The 11,053-nt window shown below is 72.4% G+C and carries 10 protein-coding genes; 1 reads left to right on the top strand and 9 read right to left on the bottom strand.

Annotation, left to right across the window (positions count from 1 at the left end; genetic code table 11):
* Positions 1 to 212: substrate-binding domain-containing protein (locus AOK24_RS24440; protein WP_159051963.1), on the top strand; the 212-nt coding region annotated here is incomplete at its 5' end.
* A 28-nt stretch (positions 213 to 240) separates the two neighbouring features.
* Here AOK24_RS24440 and AOK24_RS24435 read toward each other — a convergent pair.
* The 9 genes from AOK24_RS24435 to AOK24_RS24395 all read right to left on the bottom strand — a co-directional run.
* A complete protein-coding gene (locus AOK24_RS24435) occupies positions 241 to 1,170 on the bottom strand; it encodes a glycoside hydrolase family 68 protein (RefSeq protein WP_055722222.1) in 930 nt (309 codons plus the stop codon).
* 56 nt (positions 1,171 to 1,226) lie between these two features.
* The gene (locus AOK24_RS24430; RefSeq protein WP_055722221.1) at positions 1,227 to 2,261 is read right to left on the bottom strand and encodes a LacI family DNA-binding transcriptional regulator; all 1,035 of its coding nucleotides are present in this window, start codon (positions 2,259 to 2,261) and stop codon (positions 1,227 to 1,229) included.
* 88 nt (positions 2,262 to 2,349) lie between these two features.
* Positions 2,350 to 4,185, bottom strand: a complete 1,836-nt coding sequence (locus AOK24_RS24425; protein ID WP_055722220.1) for a WD40 repeat domain-containing protein — start codon at positions 4,183 to 4,185, stop codon at positions 2,350 to 2,352.
* 32 nt (positions 4,186 to 4,217) lie between these two features.
* Positions 4,218 to 6,536, bottom strand: coding sequence for an alpha-xylosidase (gene yicI / locus AOK24_RS24420; RefSeq protein WP_079056976.1), 2,319 nt, complete (start codon positions 6,534 to 6,536; stop codon positions 4,218 to 4,220).
* Between the two features lie 32 nt (positions 6,537 to 6,568).
* Positions 6,569 to 7,363 carry an ABC transporter permease gene (locus tag AOK24_RS24415; protein ID WP_055722219.1) on the bottom strand — a complete coding sequence of 265 codons (795 nt, stop codon included), beginning with the start codon at positions 7,361 to 7,363 and terminating at the stop codon, positions 6,569 to 6,571.
* Positions 7,353 to 8,141, bottom strand: coding sequence for an ABC transporter permease (locus tag AOK24_RS24410; protein ID WP_055722218.1), 789 nt, complete (start codon positions 8,139 to 8,141; stop codon positions 7,353 to 7,355). The genes AOK24_RS24415 and AOK24_RS24410 overlap by 11 nt, the downstream gene beginning before the upstream one ends.
* A complete protein-coding gene (locus tag AOK24_RS24405; RefSeq protein WP_055722217.1) occupies positions 8,138 to 9,166 on the bottom strand; it encodes an ABC transporter ATP-binding protein in 1,029 nt (342 codons plus the stop codon). Before AOK24_RS24405 ends, AOK24_RS24410 begins: the two co-directional genes overlap by 4 nt.
* 64 nt (positions 9,167 to 9,230) lie before the next feature.
* Positions 9,231 to 9,962, bottom strand: a complete 732-nt coding sequence (locus AOK24_RS24400) for a formylglycine-generating enzyme family protein (protein WP_055722216.1) — start codon at positions 9,960 to 9,962, stop codon at positions 9,231 to 9,233.
* 35 nt (positions 9,963 to 9,997) lie between these two features.
* Positions 9,998 to 11,053: glycosyltransferase (locus tag AOK24_RS24395; protein ID WP_055722215.1), on the bottom strand; the 1,056-nt coding region annotated here is incomplete at its 5' end.

Here is an 11,053-nt window from a genome sequence, read left to right as displayed (position 1 = left end):
TGCGGGTGCCGGACGACGTGTCGGTGGTGTCGTTCGACGACTCGGACCTCGCGGTGTGGGTGCGTCCGGGGTTGACGAGTGTGGCGCTGCCGCACTACCGGCTGGGGCGGACCGCCGTGGAACTGCTGCTGGACGGCGGGGCGGAGCCGGTCGTCCAGCGGGTGCCGATGCCGGTGATGCTGCGGGCTTCGCATGCGCGGCCTCGCGGCTGACGGGGCGTCGGCCGCCCGGCGCGGGTCCTCAGCGCGGCGGGCGCAGTCCCCCGTCGGGGGTCCAGCGCACGGGGACGGGGTCGGAGAGTTCCCCCACGAACGCCCCGTCCCGCTCGTCGACGAACCCGATGAGCCGCCAACTCCCGTCGCCCGCCTGAACGAGGCGGGGCGCGTAGAGGTCCGGGCCGGGTACGGGGATCGCCGCGGCCGGGTCCCAGGGGCCCAGCGTCGACGGGCCGGGGATGACCCACAGGCGGCCCTCGTCCGCGCGCGGGTGCGGGGTGTTGGTGCAGAACAGCAGCAGGGGCTGTCCGTCGACGACGGCGACCTGCGGCACCTCCAGGTGGCCGAACCCGGCGGGTCGCGTGAGGGGCGGGCCCACGGTCCAGTCGAGGAGGTCGGCCGAGCGGGCGTGGCCGATGACGCCCCGGCCCTCGGCGGGGCCCTGGCCCGACCGGGCCGTGATCAGCATGTGCCAGCCGTCCCCCGCCGGGTCGGGGAACACCCAGGGGTCGCGCCACGCCTCCTCGTACCAGGTGCCGGCGCCGAGGCGTTCGTACCAGGCCGGGTCGGCCTCGACGAGAGGCTTGTCGCCGTGGCGGTGCCAGGTGTGGAGGTCGTCGGAGATCGCGAGGCCGATGCGCTGGACGAGGCCGTCCTCGGCGCGGCTCACTCCCGTGTAGTAGAGGTGCCAGCGGCCGTCGGGGGCGCGGACCACGCAGCCCGTCCAGGTGGCGAGGTCGTCCCAGGCGGGTCCGTCGGCGGCGGTCAGCGCGTCGGCGGTGAGGTGCCAGGTACGCAGGTCGTCGGAGACGGCGTGGCCGACCGAGGCGCGGTGGTGGCGGCGGGCGGGGTCCAGGAGGGCGCGGGACGCTCTGAGGAAGAAGGCGTGGTGGCGGCCCTCGTCGTCCCGCGTGTACCAGCTGTCCCACACCCAGTGATCGGGCAAGCGCAACATCGACGTGCCTCTCGCTCACAGACGTTGCGGGAAAGCTAGCAGGCTAAATCGTTTTATCAAAGGGCTGTTCCGGGCGGCGCCGCGACCGACCCGCGGACCCGCAGGGGCATCGGCACCCACTGCACGCCGGGTTCGCGGCCCGGGTCGAGCAGGGTCTCCACGGCCAGCCGGCCCATCCGCTCGTGCGGCAGCGCGGCCGTCGTCAGCCCGGGGCGCAGCCATGCCGCGATCGGGTCGTCGTCGAAGGAGACCACGGAGACGTCTCCCGGCACGGACAGCCCCGCCTCGGCCAGCGCCTGGTAGGCGCCGAGGGCCAGCCGGTCGTTCATGCAGACGACGGCCCCCGGCGGGGTGCGGCGGCCCAGCAGGCCGCGCATCGCCTCGTACCCGTCGCCGGGCTGCCACTCGTCGGCCCGGCCGCCGGGGGTGAGGCGGACTCCGTACGGCTCCAGCGCGCGCCGGATGCCGCGCAGGCGGGGGCCTGCGGCGAGGGAGCGGCGGGGGTCGCGTTCGACGGCGCCGGCCCGGCCGAGCACGGCGATACGCCGGTGGCCGTGCTCCAGGAGGAGCGTCGCCACGTCGTACCCCGCGCGTTCGTCGTCCGGGAGGATCGCGGGCACCGGTTCGGTGCTGTCGGCGTTGAGGAGGACCGTGGGGCGGCTCGCCATCGCCGGGGGCACGGTCAGGCGGCGGCACGCCATGGCCGCGTACACGAACCCGTCGATCTGGCGGTCCAGCATCGCTTCCACGGCCTGCTGTTCGGCCTGCGGGTCGCCCTGGGTCTCGGCGATCAGCAGGACGTGGTCGCGTTCGCGGGCCGCTTCGAGGGCGCCGCGGATCATGTCGCCGGCGAAGCGGGTGGTGGCGACGACATCCGAGACGAAGGCGATCGTCGCGGTCTTGCGGGTACGGAGGCTGCGGGCGGCGACGTTGGGCCGGTAGCCGAGCTCCTCGGCGGCGGCGAAGACCCGGTCCTGCGCCTCCTGCGAGATCCGGGTGCCGGGCCGCCGGTTCAGCACCAGCGACGCCGCCGTCACCGACAGCCCCGCGTGCCGTGCCACGTCGGCCAGTGTCACTCTTCCCCGCACCATGGGTCGCTCCTCCCGCGCGGGCCCATCTTCGCAGGCGGCTGCTTCCTCGTGCCGTCGCCGGATGCGGCACGAGGAAGCGGCCACCGGGTCAGGCGGTCATGGACAACAGGTCGTCGAGCCGGATCGAGGACAGGACCTCCACGGTGTGCCGGCCGCCCCGGCCCACGAGGGCAATTCGGCCGTCCCAGCCTGCGACGACCAGCCGGTCGGTGTCCCAGGGGAGCATGCAGGACAGGCCCTGGCCGAACTCGTCGAGGACCCGGCCGGAGGCGAGGGTCGCGGTGCTGTCCGTCCAGTCGATCTCCCAGGCGTAGAGGTGGAAGTCGTAGGAGCCGGCGAGGACGACGGGGCGGTCCGGGGTGCCGAGGAGGCCGACGCACTTCACGGACTCGTCGGGGCCGAGGAGGGTCTGTACGCCGGTGGTGCGGCCGGCGGACAGGCGGCCCACCTTGACGGTGTGGTCGCGCGACGCGCTGGCGACGACGGCTCCCGCGAGCTGGGCGACGGCGTTGACGAGGTTGCCGTGTTCCCACAGGGGTTCGCGGTCGGCGTAGGCTCCGGCGGCCACGGTCCGGTCGGTCGCCGCCGACAGGAAGCCGGGGCCGTCGAGGGAGACGAGGGACTTCACCGAGCCGCCGTGCGCCTCGTGGCGGTCGATCACCTCCAGCGTGTCGGGGTCGAGGGCGACCAGTTCGCCGTTGTAGGTGCCGGCCATCAGGACGTCGCCGTCCAGGCACAGGGACGGCACGGGCGCGCCGAGGGGCTCGCCCACGGCCCGTACGCCGTCGTCGGGTCCGCCGGCCCAGCTGATGACCCTGCCGTCGTAGGTCCCGGCGTAGAAGGTGTCCGCGCGGACGGCCAGGGCGAGGACGGGGCCGTCGGTGACCTGGTGGACCTGGGCGGGGGCCCGCGGGTCGTCGGGGTCGAGGGCGAGGACCGCGCCGGAGTCGCAGCCGACGAGGAGCTGATGGCCCCTGCGGGCCAGCGCGTTGGGGCCGTAGGTGGGGGTGGTGGGCGCGGACAGTTCGCGGCCGTCGTCGAGGGCGAGGAGGTGGGGTGCGCCCCAGAAGCTGCCGGCGGCGACGAGGCCGCCGGCGGTGGAGACGGACCTCGGCCAGATCCGGGCGTCGTCGATCTGGCGCAGCCGGCGCCCGGAGCGGTCGTAGAAGTGCAGGCCGCCTTCGTAGGCGCCGACGATGAGGGTGTGGCCGTCGTCGGACCACTCGACGCTGCGGGCGGCGGACCGGGAGACCTGGAGGCTGGTGAGGGGCTCCAGGGTGCGGGAGAGCAGCTCGACCGTGCCGTCGTCGCGGGCTATCGCGAGGGCCGTGCCGTCGGGGGACCAGGAGCAGCCCTCGACGGACGAGTCGTAGCGGCGGGTCACGGGCGGTGTGCCGTCGTCGGGGGCGGTGACGGAGACGAGGCCGTCCTCGCCGACGGTGGCGACCAGGCCCTGGGCGCTGACGGAGACCATCATGCAGTGCGCGGTGTGGGAGCCGATCTCGGAGAGGAAGGCGCCGGTGCGGGCGTCCCAGACCGTGGCGCGGCCGTCCTCGGAGACGCAGATGAGTCTGCGGCCGTCCGGCATCCAGGCGACGGAGTTGATGTCGTCGGTGTGCCGGGCGAGGACGGTGACGAGGCTGCTGGCCCCGTCGTCGGCCACGTGCCAGACGGCGGCGGTCTTGTCGGCCGACGCGGTGGCGAGGAGCCCGGGGTCGGCCGGGTTCCACGCCGAGGAGTTGACGAGGCGGCGGTGTTTGAGGCTGGCCAGGCGGGCCACGTCGTCGGGGGTGCTGGTGTCCCAGATGATCACCGTGCCGTCGTAGGAGGCGGTCGCCAGGCGGCGGGCGTCGGCGCGGAGGGCGACGTGGGTGAGGGGGGCGGCGTGCCCCGTCGGGCTTTCGGGCAGGTCGATGGCGCGCATGGGTGCGTCCCTTGGAGTCGTGGGCCGGAGGGTCAGTCGCCGAACGCGATGCCGGGGGCGCCGGGTACGGGGCGCAGCAGCGCGCCGTCCGGGGTGTGCTCCACGGTGGCGTGTTCGACCGTGGCGGGTGCGGGGGCGCCGGCGAGGAGGACGGACCAGTCGGGGACCGGCCGGTCGGGGGTGACGCGGGTGCGGCCGTCGGCGTGGTCGACGGTGAAGGAGGCGCTGAGCGTGCCGTCGGGGGTGACGATGTCGGTCACCGTGAGGGGCGTCGCGGGCTGGGTGTGCAGGCGCAGGGTGACGCCTGCGGCGTAGTCGTACTCGGGGGTGTCGTCGACGGCGCCGATGGGGAGGACGGTGCCGGGGCGGACCAGCAGGGGCAGGCTGTCGAAGCCGTGTTGTTCGTCGACCCAGCGGGGGCCGGTGATGGTCTCGCCGGTCAGGAGGCTGGTCCAGGTGCCTGCGGGGACGTAGTAGCGGACGTGTCCCTCGGCGTTGAAGACGGGGGCGACGAGGAGGGAGTCGCCCAGCATGTACTGGGTCTCCAGGTAGGCGCAGGCCGGGTCGTCGGGGAACTCCAGGATCATCGGGCGCATCATGGGCAGGCCCTCGGTGTGGGCCTCGTCGGCGATGCGGGCGAGGTAGGGCATGAGGCGCATCTTGAGGCGGGTGAAGTCGCGCAGGACGCTCACGGACTCCTCGTCGATCGTCCACGGCACCCGGTAGGAGGAGCCGCCGTGCAGGCGGCTGTGGGAGGAGAGCAGCCCGAAGGCGATCCACCGTTTGAAGACGGCGGCGTCGGGCCGGCCGGTGAAGCCGCCGATGTCGTGGCTCCAGTAGCCGAACCCGGACAGGCCCAGGGACAGGCCGCCGCGCAGGCTCTGGGCCATGCCCTGGAAGGTGGCCTCGCCGTCGCCGCTCCAGTGCACCGGGAAGCGCTGGGTGCCGGCCGCGGCGGCGCGGGCGAACAGCACGGCGTCGCCGTGTCCCCGGTGGCGTTCGAGGACGCCGAAGACGACCTCGTTGTAGAGGTGGGCGTAGTGGTTGTGCATCCGCTCGGGGTCGGAGCCGTCGAAGTACTCGACGTCCAGGGGGATGCGCTCGCCGAAGTCCGTCTTGAAGCTGTCGACGCCCATGTCGAGGAGCGCGCCGAGCTTGTCCTCGAACCAGGTGCGGGCGGCGGGGTTGGTGAAGTCGACGACGGCCAGGCCGGGTTGCCACCGGTCCCACTGCCACACCCGGCCGTCGGGCCTGCGCAGCAGGTAGCCGGCCCGCCTGCCCTCCTCGAAGAGGGGGGAGTGCTGGGAGATGTAGGGGTTGATCCACAGGCAGATCCTGAGGCCGCGTTCCTTCAGGCGTTTCAGCATGCCCGGCGGGTCGGGGAAGGCGTCCTCGTCCCAGGCGAAGTCGCACCACTGGTAGCCGCGCATCCAGAAGCAGTCGAAGTGGAACACCGACAGCGGCAGGTCGCGTTCGGCCATGCCGTCGATGAACGAGGTGACGGTGTCCTCGTCGTAGGAGGTGGTGAACGAGGTCGACAGCCACAGCCCGTACGACCAGGCGGGCAGCCGGGCCGGGCGGCCGGTGAGCGCGGTGTAGCGGCGCAGGATGTCCTTGGGGGTGGGGCCGTGGACGACGTAGTAGCGCAGGCTCTGGCCGGGCACGCTGAACTGGACGCGTGCGACGGCCTCGGAGGCCACCTCGTAGGACACCTTGCCGCTGTGGTGGACGAAGACCCCGTAGCCGGCGTCGGTGAGGTAGAACGGCACATTCTTGTAGGCCTGTTCGGTGGACGTGCCGCCGTCGGCGTTCCAGATGTCGACGGACTGGCCGTTGCGCACGAGCGGCCCGAAGCGTTCACCGAGCCCGTAGACGTGCTGTCCGACGCCGAGGTCGAGCTGTTCGCGGACGTACGGCTTCCCGTCGGAGTCGATGACGGCCATCGCCCGGTCGCCGCTGCGGGTCAGGACCCGGCCGCCGGCGAGGAAGTCCATGCTCCAGGTGTCGCCGCGCGTGAACCGTACGGACAGGTCGCCGCTGGTGAGGACGGCGGCCTCGTCGTCGACCGTCACGTCGACGGGGGCGGCGCGGGAGAGGTCCAGGTCGAGTTCGGGGCCGGCCGGAGGGTCGCCGTAGAAGTGGCTGATGTCGACGGCGATGACGTCGGGCATGGGGCTGGTGCAGCGGACGGTGACGACGGGGCCGCTGGTGAGGTCGCCCTTGGTCTTCAGCTGTTTGACGGGGGCGAGGACGGTCAGGGAGTCGGGGGTGGGGGTGACGCGGTACACCTGTGCGGGATGGACCGCTGTGGTGCCTTCGCGCCACAGCCAGTACCCGTCGGTGAACTTCATGGGGTGTCACTCTCCTCGGGAATGCGGAAAGTTCAGTTCCCGGCGCTCTCGTAGCGCCGTAGGCCGCGGTGGAACACGGACCGGGCCAGCAGGTGGAGCAGGACGGCGGCGACCGGGGCGGCCGGCAGGACCCACAGGGAGGTGTCGCCGGTCAGCGCGGTCACCGGGAGGTAGGTGACGAACGCGAACGGGAGGGGGAAGATGAACGCCGCCGACAGCAGGCGGGGGTAGAGGTGCAGGGGGAAGCGGGCCAGGTCGGTGAACTGCTGGACGAGGAACGGGACGTTGTTCACCTCGCGGAACCAGAAGGCCAGCGACGCCGAGGCCAGGTTGACGGAGCCGTAGATCACGCTGCCGCAGAGCACGCACATCAGCAGGACGGGGAGCGTCCACATGCTCAGGTCGAGGTGGCCGGCGGCGAGCCCCATGGCGACGCAGCCGACGGCGAGGTCACCGAGGCCGTGCAGGCTGACGTTGCGGGTGTAGAGGTGCAGGACGGGGTCGACGGGGCGCAGCAGGAGGGCGTCGAGTTCGCCCTTGCGGATCAGCTCGACGAGTTTCCACACGCCGTCGAAGAGGAGGACGTTGAGGCCGAGGGGCGCGGTGGCCAGGCCGTACAGGAAGATCATCTTCCAGGTGGTCCAGCCCTCCACGGCCGGGGTGCGGCGCAGCAGGACGAGCATGAAGGCCAGCCAGGTGCCCTGGCGCAGGAGCGCCGAGACGATCTGGAGGGCGAGGTCGGCGCGGTAGGCGGACTTGGCGCGGTACTGGAGGCGCAGGAGCAGCGCGAAGTGCCGTACGGCGTACGTCCGTTGTTCAGCCGCCATAGCTGTCCAGCCGCCGGAAGCCACGCTGGAGGAGCAGCGCCGTCACGCCCGCGAGGACGGCGAGCCAGGCGATCTGGAGGGCGACGAGCCCGGCCGCCTCGCCGGTTTCGACGCGGCCGAAGTAGATGAGGGTGGGGGTGTTGAAGGAGCCCTGGAAGGGCAGCCCGTAGGCGATCGCGCGCAGCCAGTCGGGGAGCATCTGGAGGGGGAACATGGCGCCGGACAGCAGGAGCGCGAGGGCCTGGCGGCAGGCGATGAGGCCGAGGACGTTGGTCGTCCAGAAGCAGATGACGCCGGTGGTGACCGCGATGGCCGCCTTCAGGGCGATGGCGAGCAGGAACGAGAGGACCAGCAGGGTGCGGGTGCCGCTCGCGGGGGCGACGGCCGGGAGGACCGTCAGGACGGCCGCCGCGAGGCAGATGCCGACGGAGAGGAGTTCCATCAGCAGGGCGGCGGTCAGTTCGGAGGCCCGCAGGGTCAAGTAGTGGACGGGCTTGAGGAGTTCCATGGAGACGCTGCCGTCGCGGATGCTCGCCGAGACGCGTTCCTCGGTGCCGAACGAGAGGATCAGCGTCAGCAGGAAGGACATCAGGAGGTAGGTCCGCATCTGCGGCCAGTCGTAGCCGGACCGGGTCTGCCCGTCGCCCATGATGGCGCGCCAGATGTAGAAGAGCACCGCGATCTGGACCAGGCCGATGAGGACGCCGACCACGTACCGGCCCCGGTACATGAAGGCTTCCTGGGCCGCCGCGCCGACCAGGCTGCGGAAGGCCGTCACGGGAGGTCACCGCCGCCGCTCGCCGTGGCGGCGCGCGGGCGGAAGAGACGCTGCACGATGTGTTCCAGGGTGGGTTCGCGCAGTTCGAAGTCGACGATCTCGTGGTCGCGCATGATGGCGCCGACCAGGTGCGCCGCGCTGGTGGTGTTGCGGTCGAAGGCGCAGGACAGGCGCTGCCGGTCGAGGACCTCGCAGGTGACGCCGGTCGCGCGGACCGTGCGGGCGACCTCGTCGACGTCCTCGGTGGCGGGCACGGTCAGCACGAGACGGCGGTCGGCGGCGAGGCGCTGCTTCACGCTCGCGATGTCGTCGTCGAGGACCTTGCTGCCGTGGTCGAGGATGATCAGCCGCCGGCACATGCCCTCGATGTCGGCCATGTCGTGGCTGGTCAGGAAGACGGTCGTGCCCTGCCGCTGGTTGAGGTGGCGGATGAACTGGCGTACGGCGGCCTTGGAGTTGACGTCGAGTCCGCCGGTCGGCTCGTCGAGGAAGACCAGCGCCGGGTCGTGCAGCAGGGCGGCGGCGAGGTCGGCGCGCATGCGCTGGCCCAGGGAGAGCTGGCGGACGGGGACGGACAGGAACTCGCCGAGTTCGAGGAGGTCGGTGAAGAGGGCCAGGTTGGCGCGGTAGGCCGCCTGCGGGATCTCGTACATGCTGGCGAGGGTCTTGAACGAGTCGGCGACCGGGAGGTCCCACCACAGGGAGGTGCGGTGGCCGAAGACGGCGCCGATGCCGCGGACGTGGCGTCTGCGGTCGCGGTGCGGTTCCAGGCCGTTCACGCGGACGTGGCCGGCGGTCGGGGTCATCAGACCGGTGAGGATCTTGATGGTGGTGGACTTCCCGGCGCCGTTGGAGCCGAGGTAGCCGACCGAGTCGCCGGGCTCCACCTCGAAGCCGACCCCGTCGAGCGCCGTCTTCGCCCGGTACCGGGGGTGCAGGAAGTGCTTGAGCGTGCCTGCCGGTCCTGGTTCCTTCTGCGGAATCCGGTACTCCTTGCGGAGACCGCGTACCTCGATGGCCTTCATGCCTCTCCTCGGTACTGGCCGGTGGGGGCCGGGCCCCGCCGGCCGGCGGCAGGGCCCGGAAGGGTCAGTCGCCTGCCGCGAGCCGAAACCCGATGTCATGCGGTGTCTCGTCGTAGGCCGCGTGGCGGCGGGCGCAGCGGGCGAGGTCGCGGTTGTGGCGCCAGGAGCCGCCGCGCGTCACGTGCGGGTCGCTCGCCCAGTTCTCGGCGGGCGGCACGCTCGCCGGGGCGCCCGGGTACGGCTCGTACCGGGTCGACGTCCACTCGTCGACGTTGCCCGCCATGTCGAGGGTGCCGAAGGGGCCGGCGCCGGACGGGAAGGAGCCGACAGGCACAGGGCCGCCGTTCCCGGCGGTCAGCAGGTTGGCGTGGGCGTCGTCGAAGCGGTCGCCCCAGGGGTAGGCGCGGGCGTCGTCGCCGCGGGCCGCGCGCTCCCACTCGGTCTCGGAGGGCAGCCGTACGGGCAGGCCGGTGCGGTCGGCGAGCCAGGCGCAGTACTCGGTGGCCGTCTTCCAGTCGACGCCGGTGACCGGGTGGTCGTCGGCGGGCTGTTCGGGCAGCCCCTGTTCCCGGGCGAAGGGCGCCCACTGGGCGCGGGTCACCGTCGTACGGCTGATCGCGAACTGCGGGACGGCCAGCTCGACGCGGGGGCACTCCTTGAGGAACCAGTCCGCCGGGATGCCGAGGTCGGCGTGGTCGCGCACCAGTGCGGGTACGTCCCGCTCGTCCGTCCCCCGCACGAGGACCCCGGCCGGGACGGTGACCCAGTCGATGTCCGGAAGCACTGCTCGGGTCATACGAGTACCTGCCTGTTCTGTTCTCGGATGTCTCGTCACGCGGGCCCGCTGCCGCGGACGCTGTGCCACACCCGGTTGTCCGTCGCCAGCTCCAGGACGGCCCGCCAGCCGGCGGCGCCCTGAAGCACCTCGAACACCAGGAGCGTGCACCAGCCGTCCCTTATACCGAGGTGGCGCCACTCGGGGGAAACCGCGGTACGGGCGATACGGGCCGCCTCCAGGCCGAGAACCGCGAGGGCGAGCCGCCGGGTACGGCTGCCGCGCCTCGCCAGTAACAGGGCGGGCGGTACGGCGAGTTGGGCCACGATGCTCGCGCCCGTGATGCCGAGCGCGACGCGGCCCGCCGGGGTGAGGCGCGGTGACGGGAGGTGTTTCAGCGCGGCGAGCTGGCCGCGCAGCCAGCGCACGCGTTGCCGCAGCGCCGTCGCCAGTTCGTCGATCGGCGCGCCGTAGGAGAAGTTCGCGAGGAACCGGACGTCCGGGCTGTGCCGGCTCGCGAACATCGACCAGACGAAGCACTCCTCTGCCTCGTCCTCGATGAAGCCGCCGGTCTTCGCGAGGAACGTGGTGCTGACGTAGACGGAACTGCCCTGGAGGAACGCGGTGCCCAGGCGCCGCTGGAGGAAGATCATCGACGCGATGTGGGTGGCGTTCTCGGCGGCGATCGTGCGGCCCACCCAGGTGCGGGACTCCTGGAACTCGAACGCCTCGACGATGTCGGCGCCCTCCTCGAACTCCCGGACCACGTCGGTGAGTTGCGTCGGGCCCGGCATCACGTCCGCGTCCAGGAACAGGACGATGTCGTGGGCGCCGAGTCCGTCCAGGGCGTGGTTCAGGGCGCGGCCCTTGGGGCGCATGTCCGGTACGGGCCACACGCGCGATCTCGGGTCGAAGCCTGCCTCGGCCAGGGCGGCGAAGGCGGTGCGTGCGGGGGTCTCGCTGCGGGTGTCGCCCTCGGGGATCAGCCAGAGGATCGTGACGCGGTCCCGGGGGTAGTCGAGGCGGAGCATGCCGGTGGCCGAGCGTTCGCAGGTCTCCAGGGATTCGCGGTACATCGGGACGAGGATCACGATGTCGGCGGGGGCGGGGGG

Origin of the sequence: Streptomyces niveiscabiei (assembly GCF_001419795.1) — a bacterium.
GTDB lineage: Bacteria > Actinomycetota > Actinomycetes > Streptomycetales > Streptomycetaceae > Streptomyces > Streptomyces niveiscabiei.
The sequence above is the reverse complement of the archived record's forward strand: the minus strand, read 5'-3'. Positions and strand labels throughout refer to the sequence as shown.

What these genes read in the sequence shown, in the direction of transcription:
- AOK24_RS24400 (WP_055722216.1), bottom strand. Translation starts at nt 9,962, where the DNA reads ATGACCCGAGCAGTGCTTCCGGACATCGACTGGGTCACCGTCCCGGCC.
- AOK24_RS24435 (WP_055722222.1), bottom strand. Translation starts at nt 1,170, where the DNA reads ATGTTGCGCTTGCCCGATCACTGGGTGTGGGACAGCTGGTACACGCGG.
- AOK24_RS24425 (WP_055722220.1), bottom strand. Translation starts at nt 4,185, where the DNA reads ATGCGCGCCATCGACCTGCCCGAAAGCCCGACGGGGCACGCCGCCCCC.
- AOK24_RS24415 (WP_055722219.1), bottom strand. Translation starts at nt 7,363, where the DNA reads ATGGCGGCTGAACAACGGACGTACGCCGTACGGCACTTCGCGCTGCTC.
- yicI (WP_079056976.1), bottom strand. Translation starts at nt 6,536, where the DNA reads ATGAAGTTCACCGACGGGTACTGGCTGTGGCGCGAAGGCACCACAGCG.
- AOK24_RS24430 (WP_055722221.1), bottom strand. Translation starts at nt 2,261, where the DNA reads ATGGTGCGGGGAAGAGTGACACTGGCCGACGTGGCACGGCACGCGGGG.
- AOK24_RS24405 (WP_055722217.1), bottom strand. Translation starts at nt 9,166, where the DNA reads ATGAAGGCCATCGAGGTACGCGGTCTCCGCAAGGAGTACCGGATTCCG.